Here is a 23,660-nt window from a genome sequence, read left to right on the forward strand (position 1 = left end):
AAAGAAGACTGGATGATTTTGGAATCTGATTTTCTTTGGCTTAAAGGGCAAAATAGTTTGTTTTTTTGGGAGATTAAATTTATACTAATTTTTATAGCTAATTTAGTGACTTGTTAAGTAGATACGAAACAACTCCTGAATTAGAAAACAAATGAATGGGAAAGCGAATGTTTGATGACAGCTATCATTCGCTTTGCTGAACCGTTTGCCTAAGGAGTGGAATGTTGTGCCAGATTTAGTAAAGTTTGTATTGGTTATCTTAGTTATTTGGGTTATTTATCAATTGGTTACTTCTGTTTTATTTAGCTTGTCGCAAAAAGCCGTTAAAAAACGACTGAAGAGTAATAAGATGACAGATCAACAACTTGTAAACTTGTATCATTCTGTTGCAAAGTCAAATCAATATAATACGATGCAAGCCATATTTTCTTATGGAATTTTTTACAAAAGTCATGAAAAACAAAGTAATGAAGTGTACAAGTTGTATCGAGATGAAATGGAAAAAAGAAACTTGCTATAAAAGAAATTTTAAGGTCACTTATTTTTCTGATAAGTAACATCAAACATAGATATGGCTAAAAATAGATCCTTCTTTGCAATTTTGTGAGGAGGGCTCTATTTTTTTGAGCAAACAAAATAAATAGGTGAATAAAAAGGGACTCTTTTTTTGATGGAACATCGTCTCTGCGCTTCTACTGGTAATAGTAGTGTAACAGTAGAATTTTTAAAGAGTCTAGCTAGATATGCAATGCTGCTTATCAAAGACAGGATTTCATAAAAATCTATGAATCTAGTTTGTTTAGGGGTATTATAAATATAGTAACAAAGTGGATAAACAATCTGGAGGAGGAAGCATGATTCAACAATTTTTGCAAAAATTTACACGAAAAACTTGGAAAGTAGAACAATCATTTGAAGTAGTATCTAAAGAACACAGAGAAATAAAAGGGCTTTCTTTTGAACAAAACGAAGATGAATCGATCGTTATGGACTTTTTGAATCATATGGACAGAGAGTATGACACAACACCTGCAGGACGGAAACAGCAAGGAGATGCCTTTGAGCATTTTTTTGCAGCGGTCTTTCGGCTAGCAAACTACGATGTTGAGATCACCAGAAAAAGCTATCTGCAAGGCAAACAGGTCTACACTGGTGATGACAATGTAGACTTGATTTTAAGCAAAGATGCGGAACGGATTGCTGTTCAAGCCAAACATTACCGCTTGAACACGAAAGCACCCAACTTGATCACGAAAGAGTTTGTCAATAAATATTCAGGAATCTCAGATGAAAATTGGACAAATAAACTTTTTATCACAACATCTTTATTTAATCCCCATGTTTATTTAGAGATCGAGAAGAATGAAAAAGCACAAAACATTGAATGGTATGACAGGTACGGATTATTGCAGTTGTTGAACACATTGATCCCAGAAACAATGGAAAAGCACATGTTTTTAAATAGTTTGCCAGAACAAGTAGTCAAATGTCCGGAATGTGAATCAGGGTTTATTGTCCAAAAATGGAATAAGCAAAAACATAGCTATTTCAAAGGATGTACGATGTTTCCAGAGTGTGCACATACGGAAAGTGTTTCATTCAGGCACACACGTAAAAGTTTTACTACGTCCTCAAAAGAACTAGATAATAGCATTTCTTCTTAGGATAACTGGTACTCTAAAATGCTCATTTGTTGAACGAATCAGACACTTAGTAGAAGAAAGGAATGAAAAGATGTTTAATCTCGCTGTTCGTGGCCACGACTTAACCAAGGTTTGTGATCCACAAGATCTCGCTTGTCAAATCGCTGAAAAAGGCATCAAAAATGTTCAATTTGCACTAAATGCTTCATTTCCGGAACTTAGTGCTGCTGCCCAGATCAATCCGGGAATGGGGACTTTTTTTAAAAATGAATTTGGGCAACAGAATGTTCAAGTGGCATTGTTGAGCTGCTATAGTAATTTGATTCATCCAGATCCTCATGAACGAGAAAAGATTCTGCAGAAATTTGAACGCTATCTTTTTCATGCACGCTATTTTGGGGCGTCAATGGTTGCTTCGGAAACGGGTTCCGTTATTCCCACACTTGGTTACAGTGAAGAAAATTTCACAGATGAAGTTTTTGATGAGCTTGTAACTGTTGTCCAGCGGTTGGTAAAAACCGGGGAACGTTATCAAACAATGGTTGGGATCGAAGCGGGATTAAATCACCCCCTATTTTCCAATGACCGAATTCAGGAATTGATCGCAAGAGTTCCTTCTGATTTTCTGGGCATCGTCTATGACCCTACCAATCTCATCACTCCAGAAACGGCAAGTAAACAAGTAGAAATCGTTGCAGAGGCCTTTGAGAAGTTTGGTGAACGAATTGTCTGTCTCCACTTGAAAGACTACGTGATTGAAGAGGACCGCATTGTTTCTGTCCCTTTAGGAGAAGGAATCATTCCTTATCAAGCCATTTTACAAATCGTTGACCAATACAAACCTTATTGCTATGTCGTATTGGAGGGAACAAAAGATGAAGGAATCAAACGGGCGGTTGCTATGATAGAGGGGCTAAGCTGAATCGAATGAACCCATTGGCAAAAAAATCATTTGACGTCAAAGAAGTGATTGCCTCTAATCGCGAACACATTTAGAGAGCACGCTTATTAAAAGAAGCGACAGCATAAGTTAGAATGGGACAAACAGACACTAGCGCATAATCCTGCCAATATTCTGAATTAACGCTCAAAATATGCGATGAGGATGTTTGTGTTCTGTCCCGTTAAACGTTAATCTGTCGCTTCTTTTTTTGTTGGGAATGATACGTTCTAATTGAGGCTGTTTTATTCGTTGATCTGCCAATGACGAATCCTATGGATCAGCTGTTCTTTCTCTTTTTCACTGGCAAAGGAATGGCGGGCGGCGGTCTCATTCAATAAGCGCAGCTCACTTTCCGACATTTGGCAGTGACGGGTCATGTGTATGTATTCATCAGTTAATGTTGTTTTAGAAACGGTGCGATTATCTGTGTTTAAGCAAAAAGGGACCCCAGCTGTCAGCCATTCCCTGAAAGGATATTGGTGATAATCCGTGATGGCTTTGGTATGCACATTACTAGTAGGACAACCTTCAATACAGATTTGATTGCGGGAGACAAAATCTTGGGCTTTCTTATCCCCTTTCAAAATGATACCGTGGCCAATGCGTTTTGCACCGCTTTCGATTGCTTGATAAACATTACGGATACAGCCGCATTCACCGGCATGCAATGTCAATTGCACGTTTTGACCGTCTATGAAAAGTTGGTAAGTTTGCGCTAATTTGGGAACATAGTCATCTTCTTCAGGACCAGCTAAATCGATGCCAACGACTTTCTCTTCAGAAACAGACTCCGAAAAAATCTGGGAGATTGCAGCAGCAGACTCTTGCCGCATCCCGATGATCAAGATATTCCCTTTTAGCGGATAGATGGACTCCGCACGAGCGATTCCTCTAGCTACTGCTTGAATCGTTTGTGGGCAGGAAAGACCCTGTTCCATTGACTGACTAGGAGCAAAGCGGATTTCGATATACGCGACACCATCTTCAAACGCTTGTTCCATGACATCAAACGCTGCGGCTTCTAATGCAAATTCACTTTGGAGATAAGGAAGAACGAAATCAAAGCGTTCCAAGTACTCATTAAGATCAGAACAGTCTTGGGGGGCTTGCATCCGTTCTTCAAGGATCGACAGTTCTTGTGGGATAGGCAGATTTTGCTGATTGGCGATCTTAAGTAATGTTTCTGGACGAATCGATCCATCCAAATGGCAGTGCAATTCTACTTTAGGGAAGGCTTGGATTTGGCTTTTCGTTAACACGTCATTCCTCCTCGCATACGCAGGGTACGCTGAATTTTTTTATGTATGAATATAGCATAGATACGGGTTATGTGCTAGTGAAAAAAGGAAATTCTCATGATAAACACTCTCCCTCTCAAAAAAGCTTCTATAAAAAGCCTCTATAAAAAGCCTCTATAAAAAAGCTCCGGTCAAAAAAGCTCGTATCAAAAAAGCCGCTGCCATGGGAGGATTGTCCCATGGCAGCGTACGATTTTGTTGAGTTGGCACTTTTTTGCTGAGAAAACTAAATCAGCTCTGAGAGTTCGACGGCATCGATCGCCAGATCTTGTGCGGCTTCCTTCAACGTGAAGTGACCGTCAAATGCGATGACACCACGCGCCAGTGCAGCGTTTGTTCTTAATGCCTTTTCAGGATCGGCAGCCAATTGTTTAGCGTAGGGTAATGTGGCGATACTCAATGCCAATGTAGCAGTCTGTGGAACTGCGCCAGGCATATTGGCAACAGCATAATGGATCACATTTTCTTGGATGTAGGTAGGATCGTCATGAGTAGTGACACGATCTTCTGTCTCAAAAATGCCTCCTTGATCAATCGCAATATCTACAATCACTGATTTTTCTGCCATGGTTTTCACCATCTCACGAGTTACTAGATTTGGCGCTTTTTTGCCTGGCAGCAAGACGGCGCCAATCACCAAGTCTGCTTGTTGAATAGCGGCTTCAATGTTGAAACGATTAGAGAAGAGTGTCTGAACTTGTCCGTCAAATAGCTGGTCTAATTCTTGTAAGCGTGGGATGGATACATCGAGAATCGTGACTTGCGCCCCAAGCCCTAACGCCATTTTCGCGGCATTGGTTCCGGCAACGCCACCACCAATAATCGTGACCTGACCTTTTCGAACACCCGGGACACCGGACAGGAGGACTCCTTTGCCGCCATAGATTTTTTCTAAGAATTGTGCGCCGATCTGAACTGCCATTCGACCAGCAATTTCACTCATTGGAGAGAGGAGAGGCAGCGTCCCATTAGCCAGTTGGACATTCTCATAGCCAATCGCTCGAACCTTGGAGAACATGAGCGCTTTTGCTAATTCTGGATTGGCAGCAACATGTAGGTAAGTAAATAACAGCAATCCCGCTCTTAAGTAGGAATACTCTTCTGGCAGCGGTTCTTTGACTTTCATCACCATGTCAGCCGCCCAGACGTCTGCAGCGTTAGCAACGATCGTTGCGCCGACTGCTCGATAGGCTTCGTCTGAAAAAGTTGATCCGATACCTGCATTTGCTTCAACCAAGACCTCGTGCCCTTCTTGAACCAATTCATAGACGCCAGCTGGCGGCAAAGCTACACGATTTTCATTGTTCTTGATTTCTTTAGGAATTCCGATTTTCATATGCGTCACACCTTTCTTTCTTCTATTATAAAGGAAAGCGGATCCATTGTAAGGAGAAAGCGAAGATTTCTCAAGGTAGCCGTCAAGAGGCGCGGTCATTATCAACATGCATTGATGAGGACTATTTATAAAAAAACTACCTATAGAGTGTCAAGAAAGAGGTAATCGTACTTGATCCTTCCTGACAACTTATAGGTAGTTTCTTTTTTATAAATTAGTACTTTCGTCCTCTGTAAATGTCCAAAAATGTAAACTTTGAGCAGCGATTTCTTCCAATGAATAGGACGTTAAATAATGTTTTTTTTTCGGCGTATCGTTTGGATCTAAAACAACCACATTTTCGTCTTGCGTAGCAGCCAACACCATGATATGACCAGTATCTGTGAAATCTCCACTGGTCACAGAGCCGATCACTGGCTGTCCAACTGCCAGATAATTGGCTACTTGCGCTGTGTCTGTGCCCAAATCGTGATACGAGTAACCAAAGGAATCCGCAAAATCAGAGAAAATCCGCCAATCGGTTCCTTGCCCATCGACATAGTAGCTATCTTGTGCCCAATCCAAAACTTCAAGCGGCGAAACATTATCCTCTCGCAAATAAGCGAGTACCATTGAAAGAGAGAGCAGGGCACAGCCATTATCGCTTAAAGTTTGCGTACCATCTGAACCATAGGAATAATCAGCCCATTCTTCATTTGTTTGTAGGTAAAGAGGCGTAGTCACTCCATTTTCTTGTAAATACTCGTTCGCTTGTTCATTGTAAGCTGCTTGATCAAAATCCATGTCATCCATCATGGGATATTCTTCATAATCTTGGCTGGAATAGCTCACATGAGAAAGTCGGATAAATGCAGCAAAAATCAATAATAAACCCAACAAAACAAGAAAAACATAACGCTTTCTTTGTTTCCCTTTTTTCTTCATAGCTTCCCTCCTGAAGTAGCGTGCCTTTTTTGCCTTACTTCAAGTAAAGCAGAGGGAATGAAGGTTGTCATCCGCCTGTGGACTGATTCGTGTCAGTTGTTTCTAGTTCTTCCAATTCCAGACTCGTGTTTTCCCAAGCTTCCATCAGCTGTTCTTGGGTGGCTTGGACAGTCTCCATTGCTTGATTCAGCGAAGACAAACGGACGTGGTCGTTCAATGCGTCAGGACGAGTCATCGCTTGTTCGATTTCTTCAAGCTCTGCTTCGGTTTTGGCTAGGTCTGCTTCAATTTGAGTGACTTTACGCTGCAATGAGCGAATGGCTTTTTGTTGTTCTTTGCTCTGGAAGAAAGATTGTTTGCCTTGTGAGATGGCTTTCTCTTGAACATCAGATTGCTGCATCGCAGCTAGTTCTGTTTCTTCCAGTTTTTTCTCCACGTAATAATCATAGTCCCCTAAATACAATTTGCTGCCGGTTTCAGATAATTCAATGACTTTGGTCGCGATTCGATTGATAAAGTAGCGGTCATGAGAAACAAAAAGCAATGTGCCTTCATAATCAATCAAGGCATTTTCGAGTACTTCTTTGCTGTCGATGTCCAAGTGGTTAGTCGGTTCATCTAAGATCAGGAAGTTGTCATGATCCATCGCAAGTTTTGCTAAAGCGACCCGTGCCTTTTCGCCGCCACTGAGCAATGTGATTGGTTTTTCAACATCTTCACCAGAAAAAAGGAAACTTCCTAAAATTGTGCGGATCTCTACTTCTGGCGTAGTGGGGTGCTCATCCCATAATTCTTTCAAGATTGTTTTTGTTGAATGGAGATCTGATTGGGTTTGATCATAATACCCAATTGAGACATTGGCACCTAGATGAACGTCACCGCGAATCAAAGGAATCTTGTGGATCAGTGATTTTAATAATGTCGATTTGCCAATTCCATTAGGGCCGACTAATGCAATGGCATCTTTCCGGCGAACATCCAAATCGATCGGCTCGGATAGAACAGTCTCTTGATAACCGATGGCTGCGTTGGCTACTTGCATTACCACATTGCCAGAAGGTTTACTGATTGAAAAAAGGAAATTTGCGGATTTTTCATCTCCTTGAGGCCGATCGAGCCGCTCCATTTTTTCTAATTGTTTGCGCCGGCTTTGCGCCCGTTTAGTTGTGGAGGCACGAACTAAATTACGCGCTACAAAGTCTTCTAATTTATTGATTTCTTCTTGTTGTTTTTCGAAAGCTTTCCATTCACTTTGCAGCTGCTCGGCTTTCAAAACCAGATAACGACTGTAATTCCCTTTGTAATGGTGCATTTTCCGTCGGCTAAGCTCATAGACCTCATTGACGACTTTATCTAAGAAATAACGGTCATGAGATACAATCAAAAGAGCACCGGCATACCCTTGAAGATAGTTTTCAAGCCAAGACAATGTCTCAATATCCAGGTGGTTAGTCGGTTCATCCAAAATCAAAATATCTGGCTTTTGCAACAGCATCTTTGCTAGTGCTAGACGAGTTTTTTGACCACCAGACAATGTTTCAATGGATTGCTCATAAAAAGTGCCGTCGAACTTAAAGCCGTGTAGAACAGAACGGATCTCATTTTCATATCCGTAGCCGTTTTTTTCGGCAAATTCATGTTGTAGCTGGTCATATTCTTTTAATAGACCATCATAATTGACTGCTGTCGGGTCTGTTTCTGAAATGGCGACTTCTAATGAGCGCATCCGCTGTTCCATCTGTCGAATGCCGGCAAAAGCCGTCAACATTTCTTCCCAGACTGTAGCAGTACTGTTTAAACCAGTGTCTTGGGCAAGATAACCTAGTGTCGCAGTTTTATTTTTGGCGATCGTTCCTTTATCGGGGCTTTCGATCCCGGCAATGATTTTTAACAGGGTCGATTTTCCGGCGCCATTTCTTCCCACAAGCGCGATCCGGGAATGGCTAGCAATCTCTAGGTTGATATTCTCAAATAAAACTTCAGCGCCAAATAGTCTGGCGATTTGATTTGCTTGTAATAGTATCATATGTATTCATTCCTATTCTTGAAGTCACTTGTCTCCTTGGTTGCAATACTATCAGTCTATCACATTTTGTGATAAACAGCGATTATGAAAAAAGAATGATTGTATCATTAAATAAAAAAAATTTCAAATTGTGAGCAATCAAATTGATTTTTGAGCAAACTATTTGATATGATAGCTACATCACACGTGAATTTTTCACAATGGGGGAGTATTTCTTGAAAGATCATCAAATTCCAAAGGCAACAGCGAAACGTTTGCCTTTGTATTACCGCTATTTACGCATCTTGCACAATGCTGGAAAGTTGAAGGTTTCATCTACTGAATTAAGCGAAGCTGTCCAAGTGGATAGCGCAACGATTCGTCGCGACTTCTCTTATTTTGGGGAATTGGGAAAACGCGGCTATGGCTATGACGTGGAAAGCCTGATGCAGTTTTTTGCTAAAACGTTGAATGAAGACCATATGACAAATGTCGCGCTAGTAGGTGTTGGTAATCTAGGTAGCGCACTGTTAAAATATAAATTCCATCAGAGCAATAGCATTCGGATCAGTGCTGCATTTGATGTGAATGAAGATATCGTAGGACGAATCGTGGATGGCGTTCCTGTCTATCCAATGAGCGATATGAAAGAACAAGTGAAGATCCAACAGATCGATGTCGCGATCTTGACGGTTCCCGCACAACATTCGCAAGACTTAGTCAATGAGCTTGTGAAAGCAGGGATCAAAGGAATCTTGAACTTTACGCCTGCGCGCATCACTGCACCAAAAGGTGTGCTGATCCAAAATGTTGATTTGACCAATGAATTACAAACACTGATTTATTTCTTGCATTCTGGCAACGTCTTAACGACAGATCAACCGGAAAACCACGAAACGACTGAATCAGAATAAAACCCAAAAACACTGTCTTTCCATCAACCTTCGCGTCTAGTAGGTGATGGAAAGACAGTGTTTTTTTATTTCATCAGTTGATCAAAAAGATCGTCATAAGAGATGGTCTCGGTTTTGGTCAAGGCAGTCCTATAGCGATCAATAATAGCAGCCAGCCTATTAAAATCAATGATTCGTGCTTCTCTGTGGCGTTCATCTCCTTGAAAATAAAGAAGGACGACAGGAGCAGTCAATGCTGAAAATTGGCCAGCCGCCTCTGGGACTTCCGCTACATTGACAGCATAAAGTGGAACATGCTTTTCTAAAGCTAATTTATTAAGACGAGGTTTGTCTGCTAAGCAGACACTGCAAGCCGGCTGTGAGAGATAAATAAGTGCCAATGGGGTTTCTTTTATCTTCGTCAGCAGTTCATCTAATGTATTCATTTGTATCATGCAAATTCCTCCAAGCAGATTCTCTGTCTAATGTACGTTTTGAGGGACAACTTGTCAAAGAAACTGCTGGAAAAGAATAAAAACTAAAGCAAGCTTTAAGGTGCCAGCAAAGACTGTAAAAAACATTGTGCATTGAGGCAAAAAAACGTATAGTAGTTCCAGCGCAATTATTTTTTTATAAAGAAGGTTGAATATATGTTACAAAGCTTACCTAATTCTGTTTTGCAGATGAGCGTGATCTTTCTCTCCATCGTCATTGAAGCCTTGCCTTTTGTCTTATTAGGCTGCTTGATTTCAGGGGCGCTGCAAGTTTTTCTGACGCCAGAACGAGTGACAAAAATCCTGCCAAAGAATAAATTGGCCTCCATTGCAATGGGGTGTGGTTTAGGCGTTTTCTTCCCGTCTTGTGAATGTGGAATCGTTCCGATCGTCAATCAATTCGTCAAAAAAGACGTACCAGTCTACACGGCTTTTGCTTTTATGCTGACAGCCCCTATTGTGAATCCCATTGTAATTTTTTCGACATTCATCGCATTTGGCAATTCAGCGAAGTTTGCCTTTTTGCGAGTACTTGGCAGCTTGTTGGTGGCAATGGCGGTAGGTGTTTGGCTGGCTTATTTCAGTAAGCGAGAGATTTTGAAAACCCAATTGATCACAGCTTCAGAGGATACCCATCAAGGACATCACCATGGGCATGCTCATGATACAGGTTCTGAGAAACGAAAATGGTCCCATCAAATACGGCATTTGTTGCAACACAGTATTGATGAATTCTTCGATACTGGTCGGTATTTGATCATTGGCGGATTGATTGCAGCAGCGATGCAGACGTATTTGCCAACGGGAATGATGTTGACTTTGGGTTCTACGAAATTCTTGGCGGTATTGGTCATGCTTGTTTTGGCATTGACGATGTCGCTGTGCTCTGAAGCAGATGCGTTTATCGGTTCTTCGCTGCTTAGTCTGTTCGGCGCCGGTCCAGTCGTGGGTTTTCTGGTCTTTGGTCCTATGGTGGACATCAAGAATCTTCTGATGATGAAACGATATTTTACCGGTCGTTTTATTGCAACAATGGTGGGATTAATTGCTGTTGTAGTCTCAATTTATGCATGGGTGGTGTAAACAATGATCCGTTTTTTGATTTTATCTGGATATTTTGAGTTGATGATGTACTTGCAGGTATCAGGAAAACTGAATCAGTTCATCAATGTCCACTATCGTTATCTAGCGATTCTTTCGATGATTGTCGCTTTATTTTTGGCATTAGTCCAGTTGTATTTTTGGGTCAAACAAACGCCTGATGAACATGAAGATGAGCATCACCATGGACTCGAAAAAAAATCTCAGCGCCTCATTGCGTATTTCTTATTAGCATTGCCAATCATTGTTGGTTTGTTTTTCCCAACAGTCAGTCTGGATACGACCATTGTTGAAGCAAAAGGGTTTAATTTCCCGCTGAGTGAAGAGTCTGTCGGCGATCCCGAAATGAATACCCAATACCTTAAACCAGATACTAGTCTTTATTACAATAAAGATGATTATGACGAGCAAATGACGACTTCGTTAGCGAAGTATGCCGATAAACAAACGATTGCTGTCACCGACGAGAATTATTTGGAACTCATGGAATTGATCTATACGTATCCAAGTGAATTTATCGGGAAAAAAATCAGCTATGACGGTTTTGTTTATCATGCAGCGCAAGATGATCGTAATGAAATCTTTCTGTTTCGTTTTGGGATCATTCACTGTGTAGCGGATTCAGGTGTTTTTGGATTACGTGTTGAGTTACCTGAACAAACGGTTACCGAGAATGACCAATGGCTGCACATTGAAGGAACCATCCAGTCGCAATACTATCAACCCTTTAAACGAGATTTGCCAATGGTAGTCGTTGACCAAGAACAAACCATCGAGGCACCGGCTAACCAATATGTTTATCGATCATTCTAGCGAAATGAGAGAAATATCGGTTTTTTTGAAAAAGTTCACAAAAATATCATAAAGCTTTGTTATAATAAAGATAAACTAGTGCAGATGTTTGTAGTTTTACAAAACGTCGAGTACAATAGAAACGTACAATGTGCTAAAAAACAATATAAAGAGAGGTGTCGTGAAATGGGTTTTACAGATGAAACAGTACGGTTTGATTTTGATGATAGCCGCAAGAAAGAAATCAGTGAAACACTGGCTATCGTGTATCGTGCATTAGAAGAAAAAGGTTATAATCCAATCAATCAAATCGTCGGTTATCTCCTTTCTGGCGACCCGGCTTACATTCCTCGTTATCGGGATGCCCGGAACTTGATTCGTCGTCATGAACGCGATGAGATTTTGGAAGTTTTGATTCGTTATTACTTAGGAAATCACGGGATCAACCTATAATGAGAGTCATGGGTTTAGATGTCGGTTCACGAACAGTTGGTGTAGCTGTTAGTGATCCTATGGGATGGACTGCGCAAGGGATCGAGATCATTCGAATCAACGAAGATGAAAATGACTTTGGCTATGATCGTCTTGGAGAATTAGTCAAAGAGTATGAAGTGACTCGTTTTGTGGTGGGACTGCCCAAGAATATGAATAACACCATTGGTCCAAGAGCAGAGGCTTCACTAGCTTACGGCAAGGCCATCGAAGAACGTTTTGATTTGCCTGTTGACTACCAAGACGAACGCTTGACGACTGTTCAAGCAGAACGAATGCTAGTTGAACAAGCCAACACATCTCGTGCCAAACGTAAGAAAGTCATTGACAAATTAGCAGCAGTAATGATTTTGCAGAATTATTTAGATGGTGCTGGAAAACAACTGTTTTAGTTTACAGAAAAGAGGAAAAAAAATGTCAGAACATACGCATGATCACAATCATGATCACAACCACGACCATGAAGGTCACGAACACATTACATTGGTCGATGATCAAGGCAATGAAACATTATACGAAATTCTTTTGACAGTAGATGGACAAGAAGAATTTGGACGCAACTACGTGTTGCTTTATCCAGCTGGAGTCCCAGAAGAAGAAGATGTCGAATTACAAGCCTATGCCTACGTTGAAAACGAAGATGGTACAGAAGGCGAATTAGAACAAATTGAAACAGAAGCTGAATGGGACATGATCGAAGAAGTCTTTAACACATTCATGGCAGAAGAAGAAGAATAGTCTTAAAATGATGGCTGAACCCTTAGCGAATAAGGGTTCAGCTTTTTTGTGTTTTGTTTTGAATACGAGATTGAATACGTTCCGCTAGAAATTTAGGTGTTCTGCAAGCTTTTCAACGGTTTTTTCTTTGGTTTCTTTAGTTAGATGAGCATAAGTATCCATTGTTAATTTGATTGATGAGTGTCTAAGGCGTTCTTGAACTTCCTTCATGGAGACTCCTGACTCTAACAGCATACTAGCATGAGTGTGTCTGGTTACATGGTTTCCTAGAAATGGAATACCGGAATTCTTGCAGATTGTGATCATACGAGAATAAATAGCGTGTTTAGTAATGATTTCCTTGTATAATCCACAAAAAATCATTGTTGGATCAGTAATACCAAGGGTTAACATATATCTTTTTTGATTGATTTGCCATTTCTTTAGCCAATTAATAGTTTTATTGTCTAAAGATAGAGAACCATAACTATTTTTCGTTTTTGGACTTGAAATTTTGTACCCATATTTTGTTTGGCTTAAGGTTTTGTTTATAGTTACGGTGTTTGAATCAAAGTCAATATCTGACCAGTTCAAAGCTAAAGCCTCACTAATTCGACAACCACTAAAAAACAGAAAGCGAAGTAGCGTTTTATCGTAATCTGCTCTATAGGTACTTCTTTTTGATTCCAAGTATTGGAAGAGAATTTCTAGTTGATTCCGTGAATAAATTTTGACAGTATCTTTCTTTTTTTCAACATTTCTATTGGGCATGATTACAAGTTCACAGGGATTTTTAGTAATTAGCCCCAAAGTCATTGCGTATTTGAAAATACGGCTTACGGTAGAATGTAGGACTTTATATTGATCCGTCATTTTCGCCCATTGATTCAATATTTTCTGAACGTGTTTTACAGTGATTTCTTTGATCCTGAATTTACCATATTTTGGAAGAATCCATTTATTGAACTTGATCTCAATTTTTAATTGAGTGACTTCCTTTACAGTGGTTTTATAACTTTCATACCAAAGTTCATAGATTTCTTGAAAAGTCTCGTTCGTGTCTTGTTTAAGTCCGTTCTCTTCAAAGTCTACAAGTAGTCTATTAAGCTCGATTTGAGCTTCTTTTTTTGTTTTAAAATTTCTACGTGTAGTACGGACTTCTTTACCAGTTAATGGATTGATTCCAAGGTAGGTTTGAAACATCCATGCTTTGGCTCCGTCTTTCTTTTCATATTGTTTAATTATTGCCATTGCTTTTCCTCCTATCAGTTGCGTGGCGTGCTTTTGATAGGAAAAAGATTTTTAAGTAATATAATACTTGCCTTTAAAATTAAAAAGTTCTTTTTGAAAATCTGCTTTATTAGAAAATATTAGGCCTTTCCAAATAAGAATAGCCTTTTCATTATTTGAAAGTAATTTAATCTGAGCAACAAAATTATTTACAATTTCTAAAGCAAGTTTAGAAATAAATAGTTCATCATAAAATGTTCCAAGATACTCAAGAACTTGGTTTTCATTACCCTCAAATGCTTCAATAATAAAGAGAGTGATGTTTTCTAAGTATTTGACATTAAGTTGTAAAGATATGAGATCATATTGAAATCCATTAAAAAATCTAATATCATATTGTCCAGTTGTCTCGGTCAATATAGCATTTTTTATTGAAAAATTCTTTTTTGAACTATCGCTCAATAATGTTCCTATTTGAACGTCTAATGCCCGTGCTATGGAGTCTAAAGTTTCAATACTAGGGTTATATCGATTTCCTTCTACATCGGCAAGATAAGAGCGAGAGATGTTAGCTTTGATTGCTAAATCATTTTGCGTCATTTTTTTTTGTTTACGTGCAATTTTAATGTTTCTACCAATATCCAAAAAATCACCTCCATATACATATTAAATAAAAAGTGTCGGAAATACAAGAAATAATTGTTGACGGTATTTAATAGCCATGGTAAAGTAAAAGTGTAAAAAATGTCGGAAATACAAGATGGAAAGTTGGTGCTAAAATGAAATCTAGGAAGAAGTACCTGAAACGTTTATATGTAGAAAGAAAACGTCTTGGGTATACACAAAACCAAATGGCTAGGTTGATTGGAATTTCTAGAAGTTATTATGCAGAAATTGAAAGTGGTAAGGTGTTACCCTCATCTAAAGTTCTTTTTAAAATAAATGATGTAGTTAAAATTATTTTTTTTAACAATGATGTCGGAAATACAAGTAGTTGCGAAGGGGAGATTTTTAATGGTTCAAAAAGAAATACAGGTGATTCTACCTCCAAATCTTGATCATGAACTAAGAAATTACTTTTATCATGTTGCAAAAGAGGCGGTAGATCAGATCAGAATTGAAACTTCTTTTAACAAAGAAATTTTTAGGCTGGGAGAAGCATGTGAATATTTAAGTGTGAGCAGAAGTACATTAAAGAAATTTATACGTGAAAAAGGATTGAAAGTCAGTATTATCAATGATTGTCAGTTTATTAGAAAAGAAGAATTAGCAAGATTTATCAAAGAATATGAAGTATAAAAAAAGTTGCGTGGCGTGCTTTTGATATGAAAAAAGGAAGTGAATATATGAGTGATGATGAAGTAGCAAAGTTGATTAAAAAAAATCGAGATTTATCTTCAATCCAATTCGATTCAATATAATGTGTACATGCAGAAAAGGGTATTAAAAATGTTAAAAAAAAATAAAAAAGAGTGCTCCCGAAAGTTTGCAGACTGGGGGAACACTCGACAATAAAGTTCTGAGAAAACTTTATTTATAGATATTATATCAAAAAAGCAGGTGAAAAAATGTTGTCCTCTGGAAATGTTGTAGTCGACAAACTTAGAGAAATAAATTTAGATGGAAATGTAATTCCACATTCGTGGTACGGCCAATTAAGAAAAAAAACGAAAAAAGGTGTTGAGAAGCCCTATCTGAATGCAATAGTTATCTTAGCAGAAATTACTTACTGGTACAGACCCAAAAAAATTTTTAACGATGAGGGCCAGTTAATTGGATATAAAAAGAAATTTATTGAAGATATTTTGCAAAAATCATATAAGCAATTAAGCAAAAAAACAGGGTTATCAGAAAGAGCTATAAAAGATGCAATTGTGTACTTAGAGAAAAAGGGGATTATTAAAAGAGTTTTTAGAAATATTTACTATGAGCAGAGAGCAGTTACATTATCAAATGTTATGTACATTGTTTTAAATGTACATAAATTGATAGAAATTACTTTTCCTTCTTTAGATTGCGAAAAAAAGGAGTATGTGTCGAAAATTCGTCAGAGGGGGATCAAAAAAAAGAGATATGTCTCTTTAAAAAAAGGTAGAGGTATGTACAAATTCGTATATACGTATACAAAGACTACTTCACAGAACACATCAAAGACTACTCCCACCATAAAAGAAGAGGATATTAATATAAAGATAATTTACAGTAAGATTAGTGTTCTTTATGAAGCAAATAGCGAAGATGGTCGAAAATTATTTCAAGTGTATCACTATTTGAAAAACACTAATGTAGATATAAAAGATATCAGAAAAATCATTGAATTTTTATATGAAAATATCCAGTATATTAACGCTCAATGCATTACAACACAACATAAAGCATGCGTTTTTCAAGCGAAAACAGATGAAGGACTATTCGATTACACAAAATTTTTTCTACATGGACTTCAAATTAGATATAAAAATCAGCTTTTAGAAAATATAGAGACTACAGATCAATTCAATAAAGCATTCGGAATTAAAGAGTTACCTAAAATCTCTATGCATAATTGGTTAGAGGGAGAAAAAACATGATTAAAAATCGTCTAATAGATCAGATTTTGTGTCTTGATCAAAACACTGATACTCTCGAACTAATCGAGAGTATCTGCTTCAACACAGTAGTTCTCGATTTAAGATCTGAAAATGATAAATGTGTAACTCATATCATAATTGACAGAAAAACAGCTCAGAAACTCTCTGAGAGTCTCAGAAAATGGGCTGAGGGAGGTAACGATGAAAATAATTAAAAAAAAGATTGCTAATAGAAAAATAAATTGGTTGGCGGTTATTTTTCTTGTTCTAATAGCTATGATTCTTTTTAAGTGTGATGTTACTCACGCAAGTATTTTCAGCTGGTTTGATGATACTGAGAGTCAAACTGATTTTTTAACTAATCCACTCTATCAGAATTATCTAAAAAAATATAACGGAAATTTTTACAGTCAGTTTGGATTATGGATAGGATGGTCTGTTATAAAAGCAACGTTCGCTGTTGTCGATAGTATTCAAAATATGATTCCCAAGGTTTTAGATTTGTTTAGCTTTGTAGAAAGTACCGGATTGAATAAAGTCTATCAAGCAGTTTTAAGTACCATTGTTGTTGGCTTAATGGTACTTTCACTAGTGATTATTGGTTATAAAATGATTACAGGTAAAGGAACGGTTGATCTAAAATCTGTTGGAATGAATGTTGTAATGTCGATTGCATTAATTCTTTTAATGCCAACGATGATTTCTAGCGGTATTCAATTTTCCAAAATACTTTACAATGATGCTACTACGATTACAAATTCAGATGACGGAGTCGCTTGGTCATTGATAAAACAAGGAGTAACAGATTTGGCATATATTAATAAAACAGATCAGTACTCAAGCATTGATAAAACGGAGGATCGGAATAAGTTAACACGAAAAAATTTTCAACAGACGGATCTCACACAAGTGTTGACGGATAAAGTGATTGATAAATTGGAAAAAGAAAATCCAGTTGCGGATAATCTTCGCTATGAATTAGTTGAAAATTCTAATAATGAATTTGTTGCCACAAAGTTTTCTGATAACTTTTTATCAACATTTTCTGATAGCTTGAAATCAGGCTATTATCGCTATCAAGCAAATCTTTGGGGAATTTCGATTGGGTTGACAGCGTTGGCAATCGCATACGTGTTTAGCGCGTTTGTCATTATTACAGCAATACTAGAACTGGCATTTAAGCGTGTGTTAGGGGTTCTTGTTTTTGCATCAGATATTGAGACAGGACAGCGTTCAAAACAAGTTTTGTCAGATATTCTACAGTGTTATTTGACTGTCGGTTTTCAGGGATTTGGATTGTCTATGTTTGCAATGTTCATAAATTATCTAAACGCTGGCGAAGGTATCTCAACGAATATTTTTATAAAAACAATTGCTTATATCTGTGCCGTGTTCGTTCTAATAAAGGGTAGTGGAACAGTCATGCGTTACTTTGGCGTGGATATTGGTTTAAAAGAAGGCTATGGCCAGCTTGCTTCAGCATTTGGCATGGGCGCTATGCTGTTTAGAAAAGGATCAAATGGATTTAATCGAGCGAAAGGAAGTGGAAACGGAAATGGATCATACAGCAGGGAAGGAGAAGATCGAAAACCTGAAAAGAATTTCGGCGAAAGTTTATCAAAAAAAGCTGGCAAAACTGGAAGATTTTTGGGATATGCCCATGAACGTGGAATATCAGGTTTAGCTTCAGATGGAGCTACAATGGCTAGTGAAAGAGCAACAAAACCATTTAAGAGTATGCGTAATATGGCTAATGATACTAAGAATAAGTTCAAAGAAGGTTTAGATGATGGTACAGTGTCCGCTATTAATAAAAATAGCAAACCTATGTTAGCTAAAAATAAAGAAGATGAAACTGGAAAATACGCTGATTCCATGCCAACACGTCTTTCGGATAGAAAAGATGGTGCTAAGGTTGAAAATGCCGATAGAATTATGTCTAGTTCTGAACGTATGCGTGAAGCAATGAAAAATAATGCTGAATCGAATAATAATCCTGTAAGTGCAATTCAGCAAAAAGTTCAACAAGATATTGAAGAACGTAAAAATGCTATGCACGGTCAAGCTAAGTCTGCTGAAGAATTAATTAATCAGAAGCGACAAGAAGCTAAATACACGCCTGAAGCAATGAATCGTGAGGAAATGTTAAGGAAACGTGTAGAAGGGCGTACAGGAACTAATACGGACGAAAAAGAAGCGTTGACCAAAGAAAGAATCCAAGAAGCTAAAAACTCAAATACCGGATTAGAAAAATTGGTCAAAGAAAATCTACAAAATTCTACAAGTAGTCAAGGTGGTCGATCAGTAGATGTCCGAGAAAATATTCAAGGTTCATTGAATGGTCATGTCGGACGGAATGTTGATGTAAGAGAGAATTTACAAAGTTCTTCAAATGGTCAAGGTACTAAGACAATTGGTGTTCGAGAAAATCTGCAAAGTAGCAGTACAAGTCAACCAAAAACAGTAGATGTTCGAGAAAATGTACAAAATTCTACAAGTAGTCAAGGGTTTAAATCAGTGGATGTTCGAGAGAATGTGCAAGGTAGCAGTGCAAGTCAACCAAAAACAGTAGATGTCCGAGAAAATGTACAAAGTTCTACAAGTAGTCAAGGATTCAAAACAGTAGATGTTCGGGAGAACGTTCAAAAAGATAGTGGAGAAATGAAAGAAAAAACACAAAAAATCAATATCGTTGAAGACAGAAAGTCAGCGAAAAAATTTGATTCAAATCATGAAACAGTGATTATTGATAGTGAAATCCGTGAAAATGATAAGGGATCAAAACCAAGACGAAGATTCACTTATGAAGATAACGAGTTGTTCAGAGATACATTTAATGATCCTAATCCACTTTTCGATAGTCTATTAAAAAAATAAAGAGGTGATTGTCATGCAATTAATTCTGCAGATTAGTACGCATGATTTCTTAGAGCTTGACGAATTATGTGAATCAGTAAAGAACGCGACAAATGAAAAAATCACGGTCACTAATTATATTGAACTGATGATTCAAGAAGAATTGAAGATAAAACATGAGATAAAAAACAACCTGAAATATTGTTATCTAGAAAAAAGTTAAGAGAAAATCCATGAATTAAATGTTTTTTGAAAATAGTATTTGACATGGATTTATGATAAAGAATTATTGGGGATTAAGCTGTTATTCTCTTCCACTTCAGTGAAAGAATGGGTAAAAGAGTTAGAATATGTAGAGCAATATTGACAACATATAAAGGAGCTATTGTTTAAAATTGGAGTAACAAAAAAATAAAGAGAGGTTTACATCTGTCAGATTAAAAGTGATAGTATGCCCCATGAAACTTGCAAAAGAGTTGAACCGTTATACACTAGGTTCAACTCTTTTTATTTGTAAATTGAAAAAATATCACCGAAGTGACGAATGAAACTGTGACCAATGTAAACAAGAAAATAAATATTGTAAATAAAATAAAGTAATATAAAAAGATATTGATGAAGCCAATCAAAATTTAGAATTTCAAACGCTAGATAATCAAATAGATAAAAAAATGAAATCAGTTCTATGCGTACGACTAATAAAAATAATAAATTTTCAATAGAAGAAAATGGAAATGAAATCAAGTAATTATGAAAAAAAAAACAAAGCACTTAGAGAAGTCTGCAAGCAAATTTGAGTAATCGAGATCCATTTTTTTTAAGGAAGTTTAGCAAAAATATGTAATTCTATTGTCACTATTAAAGAGAAAGTTGGAGCGGAATATAAAGAAAAGAGAAAAGCAATTAAACTCAAAAAAATGTAGAACTTAAAAAATATAAAGAGGAACAACCGTTAAAATTAGGAATGGTGTAGTGTAAACATTATAATTGCTATGATATAAATGAAGTGTTAAAGAAAGCAAATTTAAACCAATTTTGTGAATAGAAAAGAGAATGGCAAGCTTTATTTTGCCACTCTTTTTTTGTGCGTAAAAGCCTTAGTCACTATGACCAAAACTATGGACGAAACTATGACCAAAAGTAGGTACTATATTATGACCGAAAATAGGTCGAAAATGGATTTTTTGTGATAGCAAAAAAATATGAAGTGATTTTGAAAGAAAACCAGTTGGCACAGCCAACTTAGCCACCTTCCTTTAGGAAGGTGCTATCAGTTTTCCCTTATGCTCTTTTCTTTCTTTTTTGTTTTATAGTTTAAATACCATTTTGAAATGTACCATCTTAAGAAATTTATCCTTGAAAACAATTGCGTTATTGGATAAAAAAATGCTAAATTATCTTAAAAAAGGAATCAAATATAATGAATTTAGTGGCTAGCATATCGTGTGATTAAGATACTTTATAGTGTAAGTTAAAGGAGAAAAAATATTTAAAATATTCTTCCCATTTCAGCGGGAAATAAAGGAATCTTGTTGTTTCTACTAGTAATGTATCTTTTTGGAAACTATGTAATGATGTAAGCAAGAATTTTTTCAGAAGAAAAAACGATAAAAGTTGTGATAAAAGATTAAAAAAATAGGAGAAAATCTATCAACCGTATGGTATGAAACGCACATTTAAAAAATATTCGACTAACTAAAAAAGTTTACAAAACATGGCCGTGTATTACAAGTAATCTATGCACTGAAAAATGATAGAGAGAATCTGACACGTCCGCAACAATGGACGATTTACAACGAAAAATTTATGCTTTAGTCGTTAAAACGACCGTTGCCATGTTTTTACCTGATTACTTGTATGAAGAAACCAAGATACAAACGAAAGTAGCTGATTTGCTGTTTCAATCGATCGGAAAGACACCAAAGCAAGAAGGGTGGAAAATTCTTTTCAAACAACAAACCAAAGAAGAAAAAGAGGACGTTCAAACGTTACCACTCGTTATCATTGGCGAACGTGCCGAAGTTGGTGTTAAGAGTGTTGAAAAAGAAACGCAACCGCCAAAAGCTTTTACAGAGGGTACATTATTAACTGCTATGAAAACGGCGAATAAAACGGTTGATGATGAAGAAGCAATCAAGATTTTACAAGAAGTTGAGGGGATTGGAACAGAAGCGACAAGAGCAAGTATTATTGAAGCGTTAAAACAAAAAGAATATATCCAAGTGATTAAGAATAAGCTTGTTGTAACTGAAAAAGGAAAATTATTGTGCCAGGCAGTTGAAAGTCAGCACCTTTTAACGAGTGCTGAAATGACGGCTAAATGGGAAACGTATTTAAAAAAAATCGGTAAAAGAGAAGGCAATCAAGAGAACTTTATTACGAATATCAAAAAATTCATTGTTCATTTACTGGAAGCTGTACCTAACGATATAGAAAAACTAAATTTTTCTGATTACCAGGAACAGAAAGAAAAAGAAGCAGAAAAAAGTATTGTAGGAAAATGTCCTAAGTGTGGCAACAATATTGTATTAAAAAAATCGTTTTATGGTTGTTCAAATTATCCTGAATGTAAGTTTACTTTAGCTGAACATTTTAGAAAGAAAAAACTAACCAAAACGAATGTAAAAGAATTACTGGAGGGAAAAGAAACCCTGGTAAAAGGAATCAAAAACAAAGAGAAAAAGCCCTACAATGCCGTTGTAAAAATTGGGGAAAAGGGATATATTGATTTTATATCTTTCTCAAAATAAACATAAAAGCCCTTTAAAGAGGGCTTTTATATATTAATCACAAATCACTTATCACAAATCACTTATCACAAATCACAAGTGATTTGTGATTGTTGATGATAAAATAAGAATAAGAAGAAATAGAAAGAAGTGAGTGATTGTGGGAAATTTAGGCGCACAAAAAGAAAAACGAAATGATACACCAATCAGTGCAAAAAAAGATATAATGGGAGATAAGACGGTTCGTGTTCGTGCTGACTTGCACCATATCATAAAAATCGAAACAGCAAAGAATGGCGGAAACGTAAAAGAAGTTATGGAAATAAGACTTAGAAGCAAACTTAAGAGTGTGTTGATAGTGCAGTATCTTAAAATTTTGTGTATAATAGGAATTGAAGTTAAATTAGATGCTAAAAATTTGTAATTAAGAAGGAGGGATTCGTCATGTTGGTATTCCAAATGCGTAATGTAGATAAAACATCTACTGTTTTGAAACAGACTAAAAACAGTGATTACGCAGATAAATAAATACGTTAGATTAATTCCTACCAGTGACTAATCTTATGACTTTTTAAACAGATAACTAAAATTACAAACAAATCGTTTAACTTCTGTATTTATTTACAGATGTAATCACTTCAGGAGTGATTACATGAACAAAAATATAAAATATTCTCAAAACTTTTTAACGAGTGAAAAAGTACTCAACCAAATAATAAAACAATTGAATTTAAAAGAAACCGATACCGTTTACGAAATTGGAACAGGTAAAGGGCATTTAACGACGAAACTGGCTAAAATAAGTAAACAGGTAACGTCTATTGAATTAGACAGTCATCTATTCAACTTATCGTCAGAAAAATTAAAACTGAACATTCGTGTCACTTTAATTCACCAAGATATTCTACAGTTTCAATTCCCTAACAAACAGAGGTATAAAATTGTTGGGAGTATTCCTTACCATTTAAGCACACAAATTATTAAAAAAGTGGTTTTTGAAAGCCATGCGTCTGACATCTATCTGATTGTTGAAGAAGGATTCTACAAGCGTACCTTGGATATTCACCGAACACTAGGGTTGCTCTTGCACACTCAAGTCTCGATTCAGCAATTGCTTAAGCTGCCAGCGGAATGCTTTCATCCTAAACCAAAAGTAAACAGTGTCTTAATAAAACTTACCCGCCATACCACAGATGTTCCAGATAAATATTGGAAGCTATATACGTACTTTGTTTCAAAATGGGTCAATCGAGAATATCGTCAACTGTTTACTAAAAATCAGTTTCATCAAGCAATGAAACACGCCAAAGTAAACAATTTAAGTACCGTTACTTATGAGCAAGTATTGTCTATTTTTAATAGTTATCTATTATTTAACGGGAGGAAATAATTCTATGAGTCGCTTTTTTAAATTTGGAAAGTTACACGTTACTAAAGGGAATGGAGATAAATTATTAGATATACTACTGACAGCTTCCAAGAAGCTAAAGAGGTCCCTAGCGCCTACGGGGAATTTGTATCGATAAGGGGTACAAATTCCCACTAAGCGCTCGGGACCCCTTGTAGGAAAATGTCCTAAGTGTGGCAACAATATTGTATTAAAAAAATCGTTTTATGGTTGTTCAAATTATCCTGAA

25 protein-coding genes and 2 pseudogenes are annotated in these 23,660 nt (G+C 36.8%); 20 read left to right on the forward strand and 7 right to left on the reverse strand.

Features of this window, described 5'->3' with window-relative positions; translation table 11 throughout:
* Positions 1-226: 226 nt before the first annotated feature.
* The 3 genes from AB5Z52_RS01400 (at position 227) to AB5Z52_RS01410 (ending at position 2,565) form a co-directional block, all read left to right on the forward strand.
* Positions 227-520 carry a hypothetical protein gene (locus AB5Z52_RS01400; RefSeq protein WP_005471757.1) on the forward strand — a complete coding sequence of 98 codons (294 nt, stop codon included), beginning with the start codon at positions 227-229 and terminating at the stop codon, positions 518-520.
* A gap of 334 nt (positions 521-854) precedes the next feature.
* Entirely contained in the window at positions 855-1,664 is an 810-nt protein-coding gene (locus AB5Z52_RS01405; RefSeq protein WP_368243463.1) for a restriction endonuclease, read from the forward strand.
* A 70-nt stretch (positions 1,665-1,734) separates the two neighbouring features.
* Positions 1,735-2,565: a sugar phosphate isomerase/epimerase gene (locus AB5Z52_RS01410; protein WP_103300615.1), complete on the forward strand. Its 831-nt coding sequence runs from the start codon at positions 1,735-1,737 to the stop codon at positions 2,563-2,565.
* Positions 2,566-2,828: 263 nt separating this feature from the next.
* Here AB5Z52_RS01410 and add read toward each other — a convergent pair whose 3' ends face one another.
* The 4 genes from add to AB5Z52_RS01430 form a co-directional block, all read right to left on the reverse strand.
* Positions 2,829-3,845: an adenosine deaminase gene (gene add / locus AB5Z52_RS01415; RefSeq protein WP_021149323.1), complete on the reverse strand. Its 1,017-nt coding sequence runs from the start codon at positions 3,843-3,845 to the stop codon at positions 2,829-2,831.
* 265 nt (positions 3,846-4,110) lie between these two features.
* Positions 4,111-5,220: an alanine dehydrogenase gene (gene ald, locus AB5Z52_RS01420; RefSeq protein WP_113850129.1), complete on the reverse strand. Its 1,110-nt coding sequence runs from the start codon at positions 5,218-5,220 to the stop codon at positions 4,111-4,113.
* A 207-nt stretch (positions 5,221-5,427) separates the two neighbouring features.
* Positions 5,428-6,144: a C39 family peptidase gene (locus AB5Z52_RS01425; RefSeq protein WP_368243465.1), complete on the reverse strand. Its 717-nt coding sequence runs from the start codon at positions 6,142-6,144 to the stop codon at positions 5,428-5,430.
* A gap of 67 nt (positions 6,145-6,211) precedes the next feature.
* Positions 6,212-8,170: an ABC-F family ATP-binding cassette domain-containing protein gene (locus AB5Z52_RS01430; protein WP_005471765.1), complete on the reverse strand. Its 1,959-nt coding sequence runs from the start codon at positions 8,168-8,170 to the stop codon at positions 6,212-6,214.
* 215 nt (positions 8,171-8,385) lie between these two features.
* On the opposite strand from AB5Z52_RS01430, the gene AB5Z52_RS01435 reads away from it, so the two are divergent.
* A complete protein-coding gene (locus tag AB5Z52_RS01435; protein ID WP_003127492.1) occupies positions 8,386-9,063 on the forward strand; it encodes a redox-sensing transcriptional repressor Rex in 678 nt (225 codons plus the stop codon).
* Positions 9,064-9,128: 65 nt separating this feature from the next.
* On the opposite strand, the gene AB5Z52_RS01440 is transcribed toward AB5Z52_RS01435, so the two are convergent.
* Positions 9,129-9,497: a thioredoxin family protein gene (locus AB5Z52_RS01440; protein WP_003127493.1), complete on the reverse strand. Its 369-nt coding sequence runs from the start codon at positions 9,495-9,497 to the stop codon at positions 9,129-9,131.
* Between the two features lie 195 nt (positions 9,498-9,692).
* Here AB5Z52_RS01440 and AB5Z52_RS01445 point away from each other — a divergent pair, with 195 nt between their 5' ends.
* The 5 genes from AB5Z52_RS01445 (at position 9,693) to AB5Z52_RS01465 (ending at position 12,659) form a co-directional block, all read left to right on the forward strand.
* Complete coding sequence (locus AB5Z52_RS01445) at positions 9,693-10,619, forward strand: permease (protein ID WP_086269476.1); 927 nt, start codon at positions 9,693-9,695, stop codon at positions 10,617-10,619.
* A 3-nt stretch (positions 10,620-10,622) separates the two neighbouring features.
* Entirely contained in the window at positions 10,623-11,450 is an 828-nt protein-coding gene (locus AB5Z52_RS01450) for a TIGR03943 family protein (RefSeq protein WP_005471770.1), read from the forward strand.
* 165 nt (positions 11,451-11,615) lie between these two features.
* Entirely contained in the window at positions 11,616-11,882 is a 267-nt protein-coding gene (locus AB5Z52_RS01455) for an IreB family regulatory phosphoprotein (protein WP_003127496.1), read from the forward strand.
* Positions 11,882-12,313: a Holliday junction resolvase RuvX gene (gene ruvX, locus AB5Z52_RS01460; protein WP_005471772.1), complete on the forward strand. Its 432-nt coding sequence runs from the start codon at positions 11,882-11,884 to the stop codon at positions 12,311-12,313. The genes AB5Z52_RS01455 and ruvX overlap by 1 nt, the downstream gene beginning before the upstream one ends.
* A gap of 22 nt (positions 12,314-12,335) precedes the next feature.
* Complete coding sequence (locus AB5Z52_RS01465; protein ID WP_021149327.1) at positions 12,336-12,659, forward strand: DUF1292 domain-containing protein; 324 nt, start codon at positions 12,336-12,338, stop codon at positions 12,657-12,659.
* Between the two features lie 84 nt (positions 12,660-12,743).
* Here the strand turns inward: AB5Z52_RS01465 and AB5Z52_RS01470 are convergent, their stop codons facing one another.
* Positions 12,744-13,889 (reverse strand): site-specific integrase, encoded by a 1,146-nt coding sequence (locus tag AB5Z52_RS01470; RefSeq protein ID WP_010733562.1) that lies wholly within the window; start codon positions 13,887-13,889, stop codon positions 12,744-12,746.
* A 51-nt stretch (positions 13,890-13,940) separates the two neighbouring features.
* Positions 13,941-14,513, reverse strand: coding sequence for a helix-turn-helix domain-containing protein (locus tag AB5Z52_RS01475; protein ID WP_010733561.1), 573 nt, complete (start codon positions 14,511-14,513; stop codon positions 13,941-13,943).
* Positions 14,514-14,647: 134 nt separating this feature from the next.
* Here AB5Z52_RS01475 and AB5Z52_RS01480 point away from each other — a divergent pair, with 134 nt between their 5' ends.
* From AB5Z52_RS01480 to AB5Z52_RS01530, 11 genes and pseudogenes are all read left to right on the forward strand, one after another.
* A complete protein-coding gene (locus AB5Z52_RS01480) occupies positions 14,648-14,926 on the forward strand; it encodes a helix-turn-helix domain-containing protein (RefSeq protein ID WP_010733560.1) in 279 nt (92 codons plus the stop codon).
* Positions 14,883-15,167, forward strand: a complete 285-nt coding sequence (locus AB5Z52_RS01485) for a helix-turn-helix domain-containing protein (protein WP_010733559.1) — start codon at positions 14,883-14,885, stop codon at positions 15,165-15,167. Before AB5Z52_RS01480 ends, AB5Z52_RS01485 begins: the two co-directional genes overlap by 44 nt.
* A 395-nt stretch (positions 15,168-15,562) precedes the next feature.
* Positions 15,563-16,438: a hypothetical protein gene (locus AB5Z52_RS01490; protein WP_047638996.1), complete on the forward strand. Its 876-nt coding sequence runs from the start codon at positions 15,563-15,565 to the stop codon at positions 16,436-16,438.
* On the forward strand, positions 16,435-16,653 hold the full coding sequence (locus AB5Z52_RS01495) for a hypothetical protein (RefSeq protein WP_002332568.1): 219 nt from the start codon (positions 16,435-16,437) through the stop codon (positions 16,651-16,653). Before AB5Z52_RS01490 ends, AB5Z52_RS01495 begins: the two co-directional genes overlap by 4 nt.
* Positions 16,640-19,315, forward strand: a complete 2,676-nt coding sequence (locus AB5Z52_RS01500; protein WP_010733557.1) for a pLS20_p028 family conjugation system transmembrane protein — start codon at positions 16,640-16,642, stop codon at positions 19,313-19,315. Before AB5Z52_RS01495 ends, AB5Z52_RS01500 begins: the two co-directional genes overlap by 14 nt.
* A gap of 13 nt (positions 19,316-19,328) precedes the next feature.
* Positions 19,329-19,517, forward strand: coding sequence for a hypothetical protein (locus AB5Z52_RS01505; protein ID WP_010733556.1), 189 nt, complete (start codon positions 19,329-19,331; stop codon positions 19,515-19,517).
* A gap of 1,558 nt (positions 19,518-21,075) precedes the next feature.
* Positions 21,076-22,044: pseudogene (locus tag AB5Z52_RS01510) on the forward strand (DNA topoisomerase); the annotation flags it as partial.
* A gap of 133 nt (positions 22,045-22,177) precedes the next feature.
* Positions 22,178-22,419: pseudogene (locus tag AB5Z52_RS01515) on the forward strand (peptide-binding protein).
* Between the two features lie 48 nt (positions 22,420-22,467).
* A complete protein-coding gene (locus AB5Z52_RS01520) occupies positions 22,468-22,551 on the forward strand; it encodes a 23S rRNA methyltransferase attenuation leader peptide (protein ID WP_001814874.1) in 84 nt (27 codons plus the stop codon).
* A gap of 124 nt (positions 22,552-22,675) precedes the next feature.
* Positions 22,676-23,413, forward strand: coding sequence for a 23S rRNA (adenine(2058)-N(6))-methyltransferase Erm(B) (gene erm(B), locus AB5Z52_RS01525; RefSeq protein ID WP_001038792.1), 738 nt, complete (start codon positions 22,676-22,678; stop codon positions 23,411-23,413).
* Positions 23,414-23,558: 145 nt separating this feature from the next.
* The coding region (locus AB5Z52_RS01530) for a topoisomerase DNA-binding C4 zinc finger domain-containing protein (protein ID WP_170244047.1) at positions 23,559-23,660 on the forward strand (102 nt) is incomplete at its 3' end.

This window comes from Enterococcus sp. RTP21361st1_A6_RTP21361_211029, from assembly GCF_040910045.1.
In the GTDB taxonomy this organism is placed as follows: Bacteria; Bacillota; Bacilli; order Lactobacillales; family Enterococcaceae; genus Enterococcus_D; species Enterococcus_D gallinarum.

Excerpts from the sequence above, each read along its gene's own strand:
- AB5Z52_RS01405 (WP_368243463.1), top strand. The coding sequence starts at position 855 with ATGATTCAACAATTTTTGCAAAAATTTACACGAAAAACTTGGAAAGTA.
- AB5Z52_RS01410 (WP_103300615.1), top strand. The coding sequence starts at position 1,735 with ATGTTTAATCTCGCTGTTCGTGGCCACGACTTAACCAAGGTTTGTGAT.
- ald (WP_113850129.1), bottom strand. The coding sequence starts at position 5,220 with ATGAAAATCGGAATTCCTAAAGAAATCAAGAACAATGAAAATCGTGTA.
- AB5Z52_RS01425 (WP_368243465.1), bottom strand. The coding sequence starts at position 6,144 with ATGAAGAAAAAAGGGAAACAAAGAAAGCGTTATGTTTTTCTTGTTTTG.
- AB5Z52_RS01430 (WP_005471765.1), bottom strand. The coding sequence starts at position 8,170 with ATGATACTATTACAAGCAAATCAAATCGCCAGACTATTTGGCGCTGAA.
- AB5Z52_RS01440 (WP_003127493.1), bottom strand. The coding sequence starts at position 9,497 with ATGATACAAATGAATACATTAGATGAACTGCTGACGAAGATAAAAGAA.
- AB5Z52_RS01445 (WP_086269476.1), top strand. The coding sequence starts at position 9,693 with ATGTTACAAAGCTTACCTAATTCTGTTTTGCAGATGAGCGTGATCTTT.
- AB5Z52_RS01450 (WP_005471770.1), top strand. The coding sequence starts at position 10,623 with ATGATCCGTTTTTTGATTTTATCTGGATATTTTGAGTTGATGATGTAC.
- AB5Z52_RS01455 (WP_003127496.1), top strand. The coding sequence starts at position 11,616 with ATGGGTTTTACAGATGAAACAGTACGGTTTGATTTTGATGATAGCCGC.
- ruvX (WP_005471772.1), top strand. The coding sequence starts at position 11,882 with ATGAGAGTCATGGGTTTAGATGTCGGTTCACGAACAGTTGGTGTAGCT.
- AB5Z52_RS01465 (WP_021149327.1), top strand. The coding sequence starts at position 12,336 with ATGTCAGAACATACGCATGATCACAATCATGATCACAACCACGACCAT.
- AB5Z52_RS01470 (WP_010733562.1), bottom strand. The coding sequence starts at position 13,889 with ATGGCAATAATTAAACAATATGAAAAGAAAGACGGAGCCAAAGCATGG.
- AB5Z52_RS01480 (WP_010733560.1), top strand. The coding sequence starts at position 14,648 with ATGAAATCTAGGAAGAAGTACCTGAAACGTTTATATGTAGAAAGAAAA.
- AB5Z52_RS01485 (WP_010733559.1), top strand. The coding sequence starts at position 14,883 with ATGGTTCAAAAAGAAATACAGGTGATTCTACCTCCAAATCTTGATCAT.
- AB5Z52_RS01495 (WP_002332568.1), top strand. The coding sequence starts at position 16,435 with ATGATTAAAAATCGTCTAATAGATCAGATTTTGTGTCTTGATCAAAAC.
- AB5Z52_RS01500 (WP_010733557.1), top strand. The coding sequence starts at position 16,640 with ATGAAAATAATTAAAAAAAAGATTGCTAATAGAAAAATAAATTGGTTG.
- AB5Z52_RS01505 (WP_010733556.1), top strand. The coding sequence starts at position 19,329 with ATGCAATTAATTCTGCAGATTAGTACGCATGATTTCTTAGAGCTTGAC.
- AB5Z52_RS01520 (WP_001814874.1), top strand. The coding sequence starts at position 22,468 with ATGTTGGTATTCCAAATGCGTAATGTAGATAAAACATCTACTGTTTTG.